Below are 14,942 nucleotides of genomic sequence, written 5' to 3' on the forward strand. Positions count from 1 at the left end.
GCCGGAGGTTCCGGCGTCCTGACAGGACCGACGTTGCCCCCTAAGGCCCCGGCGGGGCATCGGGTGGATGCCCTATCTTCGGCTCGGCCTCCGGCGTCCCGGGGCCGGGGAGCCCGGTGACGGTCTCCTCGTCCTCCCACACGTCCACCCGCGGGATCGCCGGCAGACGGTCCCGCGTGAACACCGGGTCGCGGCCCTCGCGATGCTGCGCCGTGAAGTCGCGGAGCAGGGCGAAGGCATGGCGCGACAGCGGCGCGAGCGCGAGCAGGTTGAGCAGCGCGAGAAAGCCGAGCAGCAGGTCCGACAGCGACCACACCAGCGACGCGGACACCAGCCCGCCGATCACCACGAGCGCGATCACGGCGATGCGGTAGCCCACCAGCACCGTGCGGCGCCCCGTGATGTACTCCACGTTCGACTCCCCGTAGAAGTACAGGCCCAGGATGGTGCTGAACGCGAGCATGAACACGATCACCGAGAGCAGGATCCCGGCCCAGCCGCCGAGCGAGCCGACCACCGCGTCATGCGTGAGCGCGACGCCCGGCTCGGCGGTCTCGAGGTCGGGTCGCGTCACCAGGATGATGAACGCCGTGATCGAGCACACGAACAGCGTGTCGAAGTAGACCCCCAGCGACTGGACGAGGCCCTGCTTGACGGGATGCGTGGTCGCCGCGCTCGCGGCGGCGTTGGGCGCCGTGCCGAAGCCCGCCTCGTTGGAGAACATGCCGCGCTGGACGCCCGTGAGGATCACCGTGCCGAGCGCGCCGCCCGCGACCGCCTCGCCCGTCACCGCATCGTGCACGATCGCCGAGACCACCGGTCCGATGGCGTCCGCGTGCAGGACCACGATGAGGACCCCGAGGCCGAGGTAGAGGAACGCCATGAGCGGCACGAGGGTCTCGGTCACCAGGGCGATGCGGTGGGAGCCGCCGAAGATCACCGCCGCCGTGAGCGCGCCGACGATCACCGTGACGGTCGGTGCGACCCAGCCGGGTGCGCCCCCGGTGAAGGAGTCGGTGACGGTCTCGGCGATGGTGAAGGACTGCAGCATCGTGACCGCGAAGGGCGCGGCGACGATGAGCACCACGGCGAGCGTGATGCCGAGCCAGCGCAGGCCGAGCCCACGCTGGACGTAGTACGCCGGGCCGCCGCGGAAGCCGGAGGCGTCGCGATGCTTGTACAGCTGCGCGAGCGTCGCCTCGACGAAGCTGGTCGCCGCCCCGATGAGCGCCATGAGCCACATCCACGCGATCGCGCCGGGGCCGCCCACGGCGATCGCGGTGCCGACGCCGGCGATGTTGCCGATGCCCACGCGCGACGCGGCGGAGACGCTGAAGGCCTGGAACGCGGACAGCGACTGCGGCTTCCCCTCGGCGTCCGTGGGGGTGCGGTCGGTGAGCCCCTTGACCATGCGCGGCAGCAGCCGCAGCTGGACCACGCCCGAACGGGCCGTGAAGTACACGCCGAGCACGGCGACCACGGGCACCACCGCCCACGACCACAGACCGTCGGTCCAGGTCGCGACCAGCTCCTCGAGCGCGTCCATAGGACTCCCACGCTAAGCGCTCGCGGGGCGGCGCGCCTGGTAGCGCCAGGAAGCCGGGGCGCGCGCGGTCAGCGCCTGCCGTGCTCCGAGAACCACGCGGCGGCCTCGGCCCGGTTGGCGGCCCCGACCTTGGCGAGGATCGCGGACACGTGCACGCTCGCGGTCTTGGGGGCGATGTGCAGACGTGCTCCGATCTGCGGGTTGGTGAGGCCGCCCGCGACGAGTGCGAGGACCTCCTGCTCGCGGCTCGTGAGCGAGTCGAGGGGTGAGCGCGTCTCCTCGCGGCGCACGAGGGCGGCGGCCGCCCAGCCTCCGACCAGCGACGCGCCGTCCGCGCCGGCGTCCCTGGCGACCTCGGCGAGCATCGTCTCCGCGGTGCGCCGGTCGCCCGCGCGACGCAGCGCGAGGGCGAGGCGCAGGCGCGACTCGTGGACGAGTCGGCGGGGCGAGCGGCCGGCGCCGCACGCGTCGACCGCCCTCCGCCATCGGTCGACGTCGTCGGGCCCCGCGAGCAGCGCGTCCACGAGCGCGCGGACATGGGCGGTCGCGGGGTGATCGGGCTGGGTGTCCCGCAGCGCGACGGCGCGGTCGACCAGCGCCGCGTCGTCGGGGACGCGTGCGGCCCGCGCGGCCGCGATGGCGCGGCACGTCGCGAGGAGGAGCATCGCCGCCGCGCTCGGGTCGCGGACCGCCTCGGGGTGGAGCAGCATCGCAGCGGCCCGAGACGCGTCGTCGAGGAGCCGGGACGCCTCCGCCGGCGGCGCGGCCGCCCGACGGGCGAGCGCGAGGTCGACGGTGAGCGCCGCCGCGTTGAACGCTCCCTCGGCGTCGTCCTCGGGATCCGGGAGCAGCGGCGCCTCCGCCGCCAGCAGCTCCGCCGCGCGGTCGAGGTGGCCGTCCCACAGCGCCGCCACGGCCTCGATCTCGAGAAGGAAGCACTCCCACCGCGGCGACTCCCCGCGCAGCAGCGTGGAGGCGCGGCGCACGTGCACCAGCGCCTCGTCGAGGCGGCCGGCGTTGACGAGGGCCTCGGCGACGTTCGCGGTGATCGGGGCGCCGATGCGGCGCTCGAGCCCGACGTCGATCGCATCGGTGATCGCGGACTCTCCGGCCTCGACCGCGTCGTCGTAGCGCCCGAGGCGGTTGAGGGTGTCGACGATGTTGGCGGTGGCGCAGCGGCCCCACAGCATCGCGCCCTCGTCGATCGCGAGCGCATGGTCGAGATCGGCGAGCGCGGCCTCGTACTCGCCGTCCCGCGCCCGGACGGTCGAGCGCTTGCACAGCGCCATCGAGAGGATCGACGGGTCCCCGGAGGTCGCCGCGAGGTCGACCACCTCGTCGGAGACACGCATGGCCGTGACGCGATCGACGAGGTGGGCGCTGAGCGCCCGCGCCTGCACCAGGTAGGGCAGCGCCGCCGCGTCGGTGCGGCCGCGCAGCAGCGTCTCGATGGGCTCGACGTGCACGGCGGCGGCCGCCGCGCCCACATGCTCGGAGGCGAGGGACATCGCGGCGGCGTGCAGGCGCGCCCGCTCGAGCTCGGCCCCGCGCTCGGGAGCGGTCGCGAGCGCCGCGTCGATCGCCCGCATCGCGGCATGCATCTGGCCGGAGTCGCGCAGGTCCTCGGCGATCCGGCAGCGGATCGCGAGCGCCGACGCGTCGGCGCGCGCCTCGGGGTCGGGGACCTCGTCCCACAGCTCGAGCAGCTGCTCGCCGAGCCGCGCGGCGGAGGCCATCGCGTACTGCGCGCGTGCGCCGGCGAGCGCCAGCACCGTCGCGTCGAACGCGCGACCGGGTTCGCCGGCCGCCCGCCAATGGTGTGCGGCGCCGGCCGCGAGGTCGCGGCGTCCGTCGTCGACGAGCCCCTGGAGCAGGAGCGCGAGCCGCGCATGCGCGGTCGCGCGCTCCCGAGGCATGAGCGTCGCCTGGACCGCCTCGCGCAGCAGCGCATGGTGGAACGCGAGCGCGGTGCCGTCGGCCCGAATCGCGCCCGCGCCGAGGGCCTCCTCGAGGCCCCTCCTGAAGTCGGCGGGCCTCCCGGCCCAGGCGCGTGCGAGCAGCTCCTCGTCGACGCCGTCGGCGGCGACGCTGAGGAGGCGGGCCACGGCGCGCGCCGCGGTGCCCAGCCGCTCGTACCGCGCGAGCACGATGTCCTCGAGGGTGCCGGTGAGCCGCGCATCGGGGGAGAGGACCAGCTCCTCGACGAAGAGCGGGACGCCCTCGGAACGCTCCTCGATCGCGTGCACGGTGGCGGCGTCCGGCTCCGCCCCGGTGAGCCGGCGTATCTGCTCGGCGACCTCGTGCCTGTCGAGCCTGCCGACGTCGACGGTGCTGATCGCGCGGTTGCGCTCGAGCTCGGCGACCGTCGCGCGCAGGGGATGGCCGGTGCGGACGTCGTCGGCGCGGTACGTGAGGAGGAGCGTGAGGCGGCTGCCGCGGAGCGTCGCGCCCAGCGTGCGCACCAGGCCCCTCGTCGCATCGTCCGCCCAGTGGAGGTCCTCGAGCACCAGCACCAGGTGGTGGTCGACGGACAGGCGCTCGAGGACGCGCTCGACGGCCTCGGCGACGTAGTCGACGCCCGTGGCGGGCGGCGCGTCGGCGCCGTCGTCGAGCTCGGGCACCAGCCGTGCGAGGGTCGCGCGCACCCGCGGGCTGCCCGCGGCGTCGCCCAGCGCGTCGACCCCGACCTCGAGCGCGAGCTCGTGGAGCAGCCGACGCACCGCACCGTACGGCGCTCCCACCGGTCCCGACTCGACGCAGGTTCCGGTGGCGATCACGGTGTCCGGCATCGCCCTCGCGCGGTCGAGCAGCTCGCGGACCAGGCGCGACTTGCCGATGCCGGCCTCCCCGCGCACGATCACGGCCGACGGGGCGCCGTCCGCTCCCGCGTCGAGCGCGTCCACGAGCGTCGAGAGCTCCCGCTCCCGCGCGACGAGCACGGGGGACTCGCGCAGAGGGAGGCCCCCCGCGGGCCCGGTGACCCGACCGGGCCCGGCGGCCCAGGTGTCGCGGCGGCGCGACCAGGACCCGGGCGGTGTCGGCCCGGTCCGGCGCGGCGCTTCGGACACCATGGGGTCATCGTCGCACCGTGGCGCGACGGGCGGAAGGTGCGTCTCTCGGCGACGGCGGAGCGTCAGCCGCCGAGGACCTTCGCCTTCGCGGCCGTGAACTCGGCATCCGTGAGCGCGCCCGAGGCGTGCAGCGCGGCGAGCCGCTCGAGGGCCTCGACCGCGAGCATGTCGGGGCGGCCTCCAGCGGACTCGGCGCGCGTACGATGCGGGAGGACCAGGGCGCGCAGATCACCGGTGGTCGTGAGCGGCGCCTCGCACAGCAGCGGCTCCCCGCCCCGCCGTTCGATGAGCGCGTACGCGCTGCCCTCGCGGTGCGGGAAGGCGAAGGCGGCCCAGCCGAGGGCCACGAACCGTCCCGCTGTCACGCGCTCCTGGATCACCTCGGCGCCGTCGATGGTGAGCGTTGTGATCTGGTCCCACGGCAGCAGGGTGCCCGGGCTGTCGAGCGCGGGTGCGACCTCGATGCCCGCGGGGCCGGCCCACAGGAAGGCAGGCTCGCCGTCCACGGTCACCACGAGGCCCCGCGCGTGACGGCGGAACTCGCGGTGGGCCTCCGGAAGCGCCTCGAGCGCGGTCGCGATGTCGTCGAAGTCGACGGGGCCGGTCGACCGCGCGGCCCTGCGCGCCTCGTGACGTGCCGCGTCGAGCGCGCGCTCGCGGGCCCGGTCGCGCATGCGGCGCTCGTACTCGTCGTGCTTCTCCCGCTCGCGCTGCCAGCGCCGCTCGTCACGGCTCAGCTCGGTCTCGGACACGGTGCCCTCCCAGGGGTATGTCCGGAGCGTATCCCTCCAGGTGGGCGGAAGGAAGGTGCGGCGCGGGGCGATAGCATCGTGCCGTTCGACCCGACGACCGGAGGAGATCCCCGTGAACGCCCTGCGCTACGCCCTGCTGGTGCTCCACTTCGTGGGTCTCGCCGCGATCCTCGGCCCCGTGCTCGAGCAGCTGCGCGCGGAGACCAAGCGCCTCACGATGGTGATGGTGTGGGGCGCACGCGCGCAGATCGTCACGGGTCTCGCGCTCGCGGGCCTGGCGTTCGCCCGCGCGGACGAGACCGGCTACGAGCCCGACCACGTGAAGATCGCCGTGAAGATGCTGATCGCGCTCGCGATCGCGGGCATCGCCGAGTCGAGCCGCAAGCGCGAGAACCCGGTGGTCCAGTTCTGGCTCGTCGGCGCGCTCACCCTCGTCAACGTCATCGTCGCCGTCGCGTGGCGTTGAGGTGACCGAGGTCCGTCCCGCCACCCCGGAGGACGCCGCCGAGATCGTCCACCTGGGCGCCCTCATGTACAAGGCCGTGGGCACCAAGCCGACCCCGTCGTGGGCCGCGGAGTCGACGCGCACCGTGCGCGAGCGCCTGGGCCGCGACCTCTTCGGCATGGTCATCGACGCCCCGGAGGGCGGCCTCGCCGCGTGCGGTCTCGTGAACGTCGCGCCGCGTCTCGCGCGGCCCGGCGCCGAGGCGAGCGAGATGGGCTACATCCAGTGGGTGTCGACCGCGCCGCAGCACCAGCGCAAGGGCTACGCGCGCGCCATCATGGAGGCGCTGCTGCTCGAGACCGACAGGCGGGGGATCGAGGTGGTCGAGCTCCACGCGAGCCCCGCCGGCCTGCACCTGTACCAGGACCTCGGATTCTTCATCAAGCACGACAACGTCGCGATGACGGCCCAGCGTCTGCGCCCGCGGCGCTAGTCCTCGAGGCCGTCGCGCTCGCGGACGTGCCGCTCCCACCGCTGGCGGCGGATGGCTGCCGCGACGGTGCCGATCGCGGTGGTCGCCACGACCGCGCCCGCCGCGATCAGCGCGGTCCAGCCGACCACCGGCGCCGCCAGCTCGCCGTTGAGGCGCGCGTCGGCGATCCAGGCGAGCCCCCAGACGTAGCCCACGGTCGCCGACCACCCGACGGTCGCGACCACCGCGAGGTCCTTGACCATCGCGACGCCGAGGAAGCCTGCGCCGATGGCGACCCCGACGGCCGCGGGCATGCCTGCGTCCGCGGGGGTGCCGAGCCACCAGGATCCGAGCGCCGTGACATGCGAGACGGCGGAGATGGTCGCCCATCCCAGGTACAGGCCCACGGGCACGTCGATCGCGACGCCCTCGATCACGGAGTCGGCCGGCTTCCGTACGAGGATCGCGGCGGCCCAGCCCAGGCACGCGAGGAGCACCCCGTCGACCACGACGGCGGCGGCCAGCCACTCGTGCTGGACGGTGTACGACCACGCGAACGTGGCGAGCATCGCGAGCAGGAACGGCAGCGAGGCCCCGCGCACCCGGCGGCTCGACCCGGGACGCGGGAGCGCCTGCGCGATCGCGAAAAGCGCGAGCCCGATGAGCACAGCCGTCCTCATCGCATCGGCCGACGCGGGCATCGCGACGAAGGTCGACTCGGGGGCGAGGGCGCCGTCGACGGCCTCGTCCACCGGCATGCCGCCGAACGAGCCCGTGCCCCATGCGGTGCCCAGGATCGCGAGCAGCGTCGCGGCGAGCACGAGCCCGCGCGCGATCATGTCGCCTGCGGTGATGCGCTGCTCCGCCGCCACGGTCATCGTGCCCCCTTCGTTGCCAGGCACAACGGTCCCACGTCCGCCGCGGATCCGCACGACATCGGGGCGGCGGCGCGGCGGCGTCTGCCGTCGCAACTAAGATGTCCGCCGTGGCGAACGACTACTCCGCTAGGCATCTGTCCGTCCTCGAGGGCCTCGAGGCGGTGCGCAAGCGACCCGGCATGTACATCGGCACCACGGACTCCCGTGGCCTCATGCACTGCCTGTGGGAGATCATCGACAACTCGGTCGACGAGGCGCTCGGCGGCCACGGCGACCGCATCGAGATCGTGCTGCACCCCGACGACTCCGTCGAGGTCCGCGACCAGGGCCGTGGCATCCCCGTCGACGTCGAGCCCAAGACGGGCCTCACCGGCGTCGAGGTCGTGATGACCAAGCTGCACGCGGGCGGCAAGTTCGGCGGCGGCTCGTACGCCGCGTCCGGAGGGCTGCACGGCGTGGGCGCCTCCGTGGTGAACGCGCTGTCCGAGCGCCTCGACGTGTGGGTCGACCGTGGCGGCAAGACCCACCACATGGGCTTCCGGCGCGGCGAGCCCGGCTACTTCAAGGACCCCGCGTCCGGCCCCGTGCCCGACGCGACCTTCGAGCCCTTCGTCACGGGCTCCGAGCTCGCGGTGGTGGGCAAGGTCGCGAAGGCGCGCACCGGCACGCGCATCCGCTACTGGGCGGACCGCCAGATCTTCAACAAGGGCGCGTCCTTCAGCTACGAGGACCTCGTCACGCGCGCCCGTCAGACCGCGTTCCTGGTGCCCGGGCTCGCGCTCGTGGTCCGCGACCAGCGCGACCCCGAGGCCGTGACCGAGGAGACCTTCCGCTACGAGGGCGGCGCCAAGGACTTCGTCGAGTTCATCGGCACCGACACCGCGGTCACCGACACGTGGGAGCTCACCGGCTCGGGCACCTACAAGGAGACCGTGCCGGTGCTCAAGGCCAACGGCCACCTCGTCTCGGAGGAGATCGAGCGCGAGTGCCAGGTCGACATCGCGCTGCGCTGGGGGACCGGCTACGAGACCGAGACGCGGTCCTTCGTCAACATCATCTCCACGCCCAAGGGCGGCACGCACCTCGCGGGCTTCGAGCAGGGCATCGTCAAGGTGCTGCGCGCGCAGATCACCACGAACGCGCGCCGACTCAAGCTCACCGGCAAGGACGGAGCCGAGCGCATCGAGAAGGACGACATCATGGCGGGCCTCACCGCCGTCGTCACGGTGCGCATCCCCGAGCCGCAGTTCGAGGGTCAGACCAAGGAGGTGCTCGGCACGGGGCCCGTGCGCGCGATCGTCGCCAAGGTCGTCGACCAGGAGCTCACCGCGATCCTCACGTCGACCAAGCGCGACACCAAGGCGCAGGCGAACACCGTGCTCGAGAAGGTGGTCGCGGAGATGCGGGCGCGCGTCGCGGCTCGCAAGCAGAAGGAGATCTCGCGCCGCAAGAACGCGCTCGAGACCTCGTCGCTGCCCTCGAAGCTCGCGGACTGCCGCTCGAACGACGTCGAGCAGTCCGAGCTCTTCATCGTCGAGGGGGACTCGGCTCTCGGCACCGCGAAGCTCGCGCGCCGCTCCGACTTCCAGGCGCTGCTGCCGATCCGCGGCAAGATCCTCAACGTGCAGAAGGCCTCGGTCACCGACATGCTGCACAACGCCGAGTGCGCGTCGATCATCCAGGTGGTCGGCGCCGGCTCGGGGCGCACGTTCGACCTCGACGCCGCCCGGTACGGCAAGATCATCCTCATGACCGACGCCGACGTCGACGGCGCGCACATCCGTACCCTGCTGCTCACGCTGTTCTTCCGCTACATGCGACCGCTGGTCGACGCGGGCCGCGTGTTCGCCGCGGTGCCGCCCCTGCACCGGGTCGAGGTGTCGGGTTCGGCGCGCCGCGAGAAGGAGTACCTCTACACGTACTCCGAGAAGGAGCTGCAGGACACCCTGCGCGACCTGAAGCGGGCCGGCCGCAAGTACAAGGACGACATCCAGCGATACAAGGGCCTGGGGGAGATGGACGCCGACCAGCTCGCGGAGACCACCATGGATCCCACCAAGCGCACGCTGCGTCGTGTCACCAGCGCCGATGCGGCGGCCGCCGAGCGCGTGTTCGAGCTGCTCATGGGCAACGACGTCGCCCCGCGCCGCGACTTCATCATCGAGGGCGCCGCGTCGCTCGACCGCTCGAGGATCGACGCATGAGCGGCCTTCCCGCCCGGGCGCCCGAGCGTCACGAGGGCGCCCCCGCGTGCCCCGTCCACCCGTACGGCTACCACCTCAAGCCGCGCGTCAACGAGGCCGGGAGCACGCGCGTGTTCCGCGACGCCTCGGTGCTGGGCGTCCCGCGCCGGTGCGCGCTCCTCGAGGAGGAGCTCATGGAGTCCGAGCGCGAGCTCGACCTCCTCGACGAGCTGTGGGTGCGCGAGCGCGCCGCGAACGGCAGGCCCGCCACCGTGATCGGTGCGGCCGCGGGCGCGGCGGTCGCGGTGACGGTCGCGTTGTCGGACGCCTCGACCGGCGCCGCCGTCGCGACGGGCATCGTGGCCGCCGGCGGCGTGCTCGCGATCGCCAGGGCCGAGGCGGTCGCGGTCGCGACCCGGCTGCGTCGGATCCGCGACTGGCACCGCCGCGTGGGCGTTCCGCGCTGAATCGGGGTGCGCGCGTCCTCGGACGCGGGCGCCCCCACCTTTGCCACAATGAAGTCCCCGGAAGCATTCGCGGCTCCGCCGCGTCATCGATACGAGGGACGATATGGCAGACGCACACGCGCATGAGCGGGATCCCGAGCACTCGCTCGAACCCGTCGGGCTCATCGCGCAGTCCGGCGCGATCCTGCGCATGGGCCGGATGATGCTCGCGGCCGGGACCGCCAGCTACCGGGTGAAGGAGGCCATGGCGGCGGTCGCGCACGCCCTCGGCATCGATCGGCACACGGCGGCCGTCACCCTCACGGAGATCACCGCGACCACGCACCGCGGACCGATCTTCCGCACCGAGGTCACCGAGGTGCGCAAGTTCGGCGTCAACGCGGAGCGCATCAAGCTTCTCGACGACTTCCGCTCGGGGCTGCCCGAGACCCTCACCGTCGAGCAGGTGCACGCCGAGCTCGACCGGATCGAGCACAAGCCCGCGCTCTATCCCGCCGCGGTGAACGCGCTCTCGGCGGGGGCGGCGTGCGCGGCCTTCGGCGTGCTCAACAACGCCCGGCCGCTCGAGGTGCTCGCGGTGCTCGTCGCCGCCACCTGCGGGCAGTTCCTGCGCCGCGCGCTCGCGCATCGCGGCTTCAACCCGTTCGGCACGACGATGGTCGCCGCGGCGCTGGCCTGCGGGCTCTACCTCGCCTCGGTCGCGCTGTACGGGATCTTCTCGCTCTCGGTCGACGTGCACGCCTCGGGCTACATCGCATGCACCCTCTTCCTGCTGCCCGGGTTCCCGCTCATCACCTCGGCGCTCGACCTCGCGAAGCTGGACTTCTCCGCGGGCATCTCGAGACTCGTGTTTGCGACGATGATGATCGTCGGCGCGGCGCTGTCGGTGTGGGGGCTCACGCTCATTGACGCGCTCGATGCGACCGCGCGTGAGCCGATCGCGCTCGAACCGGCGCAGCACTACACGATGATGGCGCTGGCGAGCCTCATCGGCGTGCTCGGCTTCGCGCTCATGTTCAACTCTCCCTGGCGCATGGCCCTCGCCGCCGCGCTCATCGGCATGGTGTCCAACACGGCGCGGCTCTACCTCATCGACCACGGCGTCATGATCCAGATGGCGACGGTGATCGCGTGCGTCCTGGTCGGCGTGCTGGTGGCGATCGCCGCGCCCCGGACCGGCTCGCCGATCATCACGCTCCAGGTGCCCGCGGTGCTGGTGATGATCCCCGGCGTGCTGGCCTTCCACTCCGTGGTGAGCCTCAACGAGGGCGACTACACCGACACGGTCGGCTCGGTGCTGCAGGTGGTGCTCATCGTGCTGTCGATCATGGTCGGGCTGGTGATCGCCAAGCTGTTCACGGACCGTCAGTGGGCCTTCGACAAGGGATGAGGGATGCATGCGTGAGGTGATCGAGACCACCCGCCCGATCGCGGTGCTGGACGCGCACCGTCTCACCGACCGGGCGGCCGCGCGTCTCGCGGACGCCGCATCGGTGCTGGTGCTGCTGTCGAGGGACGCGCTCTTCGACGCCACCGAGCGCTTCCAGGAGATCGCGCCCGAGCTCGAGATCGTGGACGGCGGACTCGTGCGAGGCGAGGTGCGGGAGGCCATCGTCCGCGCGGCGGAGCTCGACTGCGTGCTGCTCGCGGTGCCGCCGCCCCCGCGGCGAAGGCGCTTCCTGCACCTCGCGGTCAACGGCGCGATCGACGCCGCGGACGCGGGCCATCCGACGGTCGCGGTGCTGGTGATGCGCGACCACGAGGTCGCGGGCGATGTCGCGGTCTTCTCCAACACGGGCGAGGCGTCGGGCTACGGGCTCGCCTTCGCGCTCGAGATCGCGATGCGCCGTGGGGTCGACGTGGCGCGCATCCTGCCCAAGAAGGGCCTGTACGTCCGCCGCACCGCCGAGGTGGGCCACAAGGCCGACGTCGAGGCGGGGCAGCGCGGGGTCAAGGTCCGCTACCGCAAGGTCGCCAATCCCCTCGAGACGGTGCTGCGCGGCCAGTACACCCTCGCGGTGCACTCGGTGCTCGACGTCATCGGGCGCCGCTCGACGCGCGCCGAGCCGGGAGCGCCGGCGCGTCTCCAGCGCGACGCGAACGTGGACGCGGTGCTGTGGCTGCTGCGGTTCTTCCGCGGGGACGTGCTGCTGGTCGGAGACGCCGTGCGCTTGCGGTCGAGCGCGGGGACCCGCGCCGCCGAGCCCGTCGACTGATCGGCGAGCGCGGAGCGGGCAGCCGGACCGTCAGCCGAGCGGCTCGCCGGGGAGGAGCTCCCAGGACCGGTCGTGCCGACGGTAACCGACCCGGGCGTAGTACCCGGCGGCCGACGGCGCCTCCGAGACGCGCACCTTGCAGCGGGGCCCAAGCATGCCGCGCATGAGGCGCTGCAGCTCGAGCCCGACGCCGGCGCCCTGGTAGCCCTCCACGACGCCCAGCTCCTGCAGGTAGCAGATGAGCTGGAAGTCGGTGACGGCCCGCAGGAAGCCCACGAGGCGGTCGCCGTCCCATGCCGTGACCAGGATGTCGCTCGCCGCGAGCGCGGCCTCGATCACCTCGGGCGAGTCGAGCGGCATCCGCGACGCGATCGCGGTGAGGCGCACGGCCTCGACGTACTGCGCCGCCGTGACGGCGGCGTCCGTGCGAAGGACGAGCTCCGTCACCCGATCCCGCCGACGGGCGTGGGCATCGCGATGCCCGAGCCGTCACGCTTGCCGGGCTCCTCGGGAAGGTCGACCGGCTGGCCGGCCGTGGTGGAGGCACGCGGGGGAGTGGGACCGGTCCACGCGAGGAGGAGGGTGTCCTCGCCCTTGAGGAAGCGGTGCGCGCGCACGCCGCCGGTCGCGCGCCCCTTGGCAGGGAATTCCGACAGGGGTGTCCACTTCGCCGAGCCCGCGGCGACGCCGGGAAGGCCGTCGGACGGGCCGGCGATGGTCGCGACCGCGCCCTCGGTGCCCGCGCGGACGATGCCGAAGAAGATCACGCGCGCGCCTGCGGCGAGCTTGATGCCCGCCATGCCGCCGCCCGCGCGGCCCTGGGGCCGGACGTTCTTGGCGTCGAAGTGGAGCATGCTCGCGTCGGATGTGAGGAAGACGAGGTCGTCCCCGTCCGCGGCGGCGCCGGCGCCCATCACGGCGTCGCCGTCGGCGAGCGTGACGATCTCCCACTCGTCCTTGTTCGGGATGTCGTCGGCCTTGACGCGCTTCACCACGCCCTGCGCGGTGCCGAGCGCGAGGGGCGTCGAGCCGTCGAGGGGCACGAGGCCCACGACCTCCTCGCCCTTGGCGAGCTCGACGAGCTCCGCGACGGGGGTGCCGCCGCCGAGCGACGGCGGCTCGGCGCTGGGGGCGAGCGACGGCACGTCGAGAAGCGAGACACGGATCAGGCGGCCGCGGTTGGTGACGATGCCCACGTCGGCGCGTGCGGAGGCGTGCACCACGCTGCGGAGCGAGTCGTGCGCCGAGCGCCTGCCCTCGCGCGCCGGAGCCTCGTCCTCGGCCGTGCGGGCGATGAGCCCCGTGGTCGAGAGCATCGCGTAGCAGGGCGTGTCCTCGATCTCGAGGGACATCGCGGGGGCCTTGGCCTTGGTCCCGGGAAGGACGGCCGCGGGCGCGAGAGCGCCGCCGTCGGCCAGCAGGATCGTGCGGCGCGGGGTGCCGTACTGGGCCGCGGCGGCCTCCATCTCACGGCTCACCACGCCCTTGAGCACGGTCTCGGAGCCGAGGATCTCCTCGAGCTCGGCGATCTCCGCGAGCAGCTGGGACTTCTCGTTCTCGAGCTCGAGGCGCGAGAACTTGGTGAGGCGGCGCAGGCGCAGCTCGAGGATGTACTCGGCCTGGATCTCCGACAGGTCGAAGGCGGTGCGCAGGCGCTCCCTGGCGACCGACGCATCGTCCGCGGCGCGGATGATCTGGATGACCTCGTCGATGTCGAGGATCGCGATGAGGAGGCCGTCGACCAGGTGCAGGCGGTCCTGACGGGCCTTGAGGCGGAAGGCGGACCGGCGACGCACCACCTCGAGGCGGTGGCCGACCCACACCTGGAGCAGTTCCTTGAGGCCCAGGGTGCGCGGCTCGCCCTCGACGAGCGCGACGTTGTTGATCGAGAAGGACTCCTCGAGCGGCGTCACCTTGTACAGCTTCTCGAGCACGGCCTCGGGGTTGAAGCCGTTCTTGATCTCGATGACGAGGCGCAGGCCGTGGTGGCGGTCGGTGAGGTCCGTGACCGCGGAGATCCCGTCGAGCTTCTTGTTGGAGACGCCGTCCTTGATCTTCTCGATGACCTTCTCGGGGCCGACCATGTACGGCAGCTCGGTCACGATGATGCCCTGGCGGCGCGGGGTGACCTTCTCGATGCGCGTGGTGGCGCGCGTGACGAACTTGCCGCGGCCGGAGGCGTAGGCCTCCTTGACGCCGTCGAGGCCGACGATCTTGCCGCCGCTGGGCAGGTCCGGGCCGGGCACGAAGCGCATGAGCTCCTCGAGCGAGGCCTGCGGGTTCATCAGCAGGTGGCGTGCGGCGGAGACGACCTCGATGAGGTTGTGCGGCGCCATGTTGGTCGCCATGCCCACCGCGATGCCCGCGGCGCCGTTGACCAGCAGGTTGGGCACCGCGGCCGGCAGCACGGCCGGCTGCGTGAGCTTGTTGTCGTAGTTGGGAACGAAGTCGACGACGTCCTCGTCGAGGTTCTCCGTCATCACCATCGACGCGGGCGCGAGGCGGCACTCGGTGTAGCGCGAGGCCGCCGGGCCGTCGTCGAGCGAGCCGAAGTTGCCGTGACCGTCGACCAGCGGCAGGCGCAGCGACCACGACTGCGCCATGCGGACCAGCGCGTCGTAGATCGCGCTGTCGCCGTGGGGGTGCAGCTTTCCCATGACCTCGCCGACCACGCGGGCCGACTTCACGTACGCGCGCTCGGGGCGCAGACCCATGTCCTGCATCATGTAGACGATGCGACGCTGCACGGGCTTGAGCCCGTCGCGGGCGTCGGGGAGGGCACGGGAGTAGATCACCGAGTACGCGTACTCGAGGAACGACGCCTCCATCTCGGCGCTCACGTCGATGTCGACGATCTGCGCGTCGGGCGCGTCGGTCATCAGTCACCTCGCATAGGGGTCGGGGTCAAGGTC

Annotated in this window: 12 protein-coding genes; 6 read left to right on the top strand and 6 right to left on the bottom strand. The window is 72.8% G+C overall.

Translation table 11 applies throughout. The features are described 5' to 3' along the window. Positions 1 to 40 precede the first annotated feature (40 nt). The 3 genes from TR42_RS00215 to TR42_RS15255 form a co-directional block, all read right to left on the bottom strand. Positions 41 to 1,546, bottom strand: coding sequence for an alanine/glycine:cation symporter family protein (locus tag TR42_RS00215; RefSeq protein ID WP_074789075.1), 1,506 nt, complete (start codon positions 1,544 to 1,546; stop codon positions 41 to 43). 68 nt (positions 1,547 to 1,614) lie between these two features. Continuing rightward, a complete protein-coding gene (locus TR42_RS00220; protein ID WP_161786600.1) occupies positions 1,615 to 4,485 on the bottom strand; it encodes an ATP-binding protein in 2,871 nt (956 codons plus the stop codon). Between the two features lie 194 nt (positions 4,486 to 4,679). Continuing rightward, entirely contained in the window at positions 4,680 to 5,369 is a 690-nt protein-coding gene (locus tag TR42_RS15255) for an SHOCT domain-containing protein (protein ID WP_042211945.1), read from the bottom strand. Positions 5,370 to 5,481: 112 nt separating this feature from the next. Here TR42_RS15255 and TR42_RS00230 point away from each other — a divergent pair, with 112 nt between their 5' ends. After that, entirely contained in the window at positions 5,482 to 5,835 is a 354-nt protein-coding gene (locus TR42_RS00230) for a hypothetical protein (protein WP_042211947.1), read from the top strand. 1 nt (position 5,836) lies between these two features. After that, entirely contained in the window at positions 5,837 to 6,307 is a 471-nt protein-coding gene (locus tag TR42_RS00235; protein WP_042211949.1) for a GNAT family N-acetyltransferase, read from the top strand. Here the strand turns inward: TR42_RS00235 and TR42_RS00240 are convergent. After that, the gene (locus TR42_RS00240) at positions 6,304 to 7,164 is read right to left on the bottom strand and encodes a TspO-related membrane protein (RefSeq protein WP_042211950.1); all 861 of its coding nucleotides are present in this window, start codon (positions 7,162 to 7,164) and stop codon (positions 6,304 to 6,306) included. The genes TR42_RS00235 and TR42_RS00240 overlap by 4 nt on opposite strands. Before the next feature lie 98 nt (positions 7,165 to 7,262). Here TR42_RS00240 and TR42_RS00245 point away from each other — a divergent pair, with 98 nt between their 5' ends. From TR42_RS00245 to TR42_RS00260, 4 genes are all read left to right on the top strand, one after another. Next, complete coding sequence (locus TR42_RS00245) at positions 7,263 to 9,368, top strand: DNA gyrase/topoisomerase IV subunit B (RefSeq protein ID WP_042211952.1); 2,106 nt, start codon at positions 7,263 to 7,265, stop codon at positions 9,366 to 9,368. Then, positions 9,365 to 9,814, top strand: a complete 450-nt coding sequence (locus TR42_RS00250) for a hypothetical protein (RefSeq protein WP_042211954.1) — start codon at positions 9,365 to 9,367, stop codon at positions 9,812 to 9,814. The genes TR42_RS00245 and TR42_RS00250 overlap by 4 nt, the downstream gene beginning before the upstream one ends. 103 nt (positions 9,815 to 9,917) lie before the next feature. Further along, positions 9,918 to 11,204 (top strand): threonine/serine exporter family protein, encoded by a 1,287-nt coding sequence (locus tag TR42_RS00255; RefSeq protein WP_042211955.1) that lies wholly within the window; start codon positions 9,918 to 9,920, stop codon positions 11,202 to 11,204. A 7-nt stretch (positions 11,205 to 11,211) separates the two neighbouring features. Next, positions 11,212 to 12,030, top strand: a complete 819-nt coding sequence (locus tag TR42_RS00260; RefSeq protein ID WP_042211956.1) for a hypothetical protein — start codon at positions 11,212 to 11,214, stop codon at positions 12,028 to 12,030. A 30-nt stretch (positions 12,031 to 12,060) separates the two neighbouring features. Here TR42_RS00260 and TR42_RS00265 read toward each other — a convergent pair whose 3' ends face one another. Both TR42_RS00265 and TR42_RS00270 read right to left on the bottom strand, forming a co-directional pair. Next, entirely contained in the window at positions 12,061 to 12,477 is a 417-nt protein-coding gene (locus tag TR42_RS00265) for a GNAT family N-acetyltransferase (protein WP_042211958.1), read from the bottom strand. Then, on the bottom strand, positions 12,474 to 14,909 hold the full coding sequence (locus TR42_RS00270; RefSeq protein ID WP_042211960.1) for a DNA gyrase/topoisomerase IV subunit A: 2,436 nt from the start codon (positions 14,907 to 14,909) through the stop codon (positions 12,474 to 12,476). Before TR42_RS00270 ends, TR42_RS00265 begins: the two co-directional genes overlap by 4 nt. Between the last annotated feature and the right edge of the window lie 33 nt (positions 14,910 to 14,942).

The sequence above is a fragment of the Demequina mangrovi genome (assembly GCF_000759715.1).
Lineage (GTDB): Bacteria > Actinomycetota > Actinomycetes > Actinomycetales > Demequinaceae > Demequina > Demequina mangrovi.

What these genes read in the sequence shown, in the direction of transcription:
- TR42_RS00240 (WP_042211950.1), bottom strand. Translation starts at nt 7,164, where the DNA reads ATGACCGTGGCGGCGGAGCAGCGCATCACCGCAGGCGACATGATCGCG.
- TR42_RS00250 (WP_042211954.1), top strand. Translation starts at nt 9,365, where the DNA reads ATGAGCGGCCTTCCCGCCCGGGCGCCCGAGCGTCACGAGGGCGCCCCC.
- TR42_RS00270 (WP_042211960.1), bottom strand. Translation starts at nt 14,909, where the DNA reads ATGACCGACGCGCCCGACGCGCAGATCGTCGACATCGACGTGAGCGCC.
- TR42_RS00255 (WP_042211955.1), top strand. Translation starts at nt 9,918, where the DNA reads ATGGCAGACGCACACGCGCATGAGCGGGATCCCGAGCACTCGCTCGAA.
- TR42_RS00245 (WP_042211952.1), top strand. Translation starts at nt 7,263, where the DNA reads ATGTCCGCCGTGGCGAACGACTACTCCGCTAGGCATCTGTCCGTCCTC.
- TR42_RS00215 (WP_074789075.1), bottom strand. Translation starts at nt 1,546, where the DNA reads ATGGACGCGCTCGAGGAGCTGGTCGCGACCTGGACCGACGGTCTGTGG.
- TR42_RS00260 (WP_042211956.1), top strand. Translation starts at nt 11,212, where the DNA reads ATGCGTGAGGTGATCGAGACCACCCGCCCGATCGCGGTGCTGGACGCG.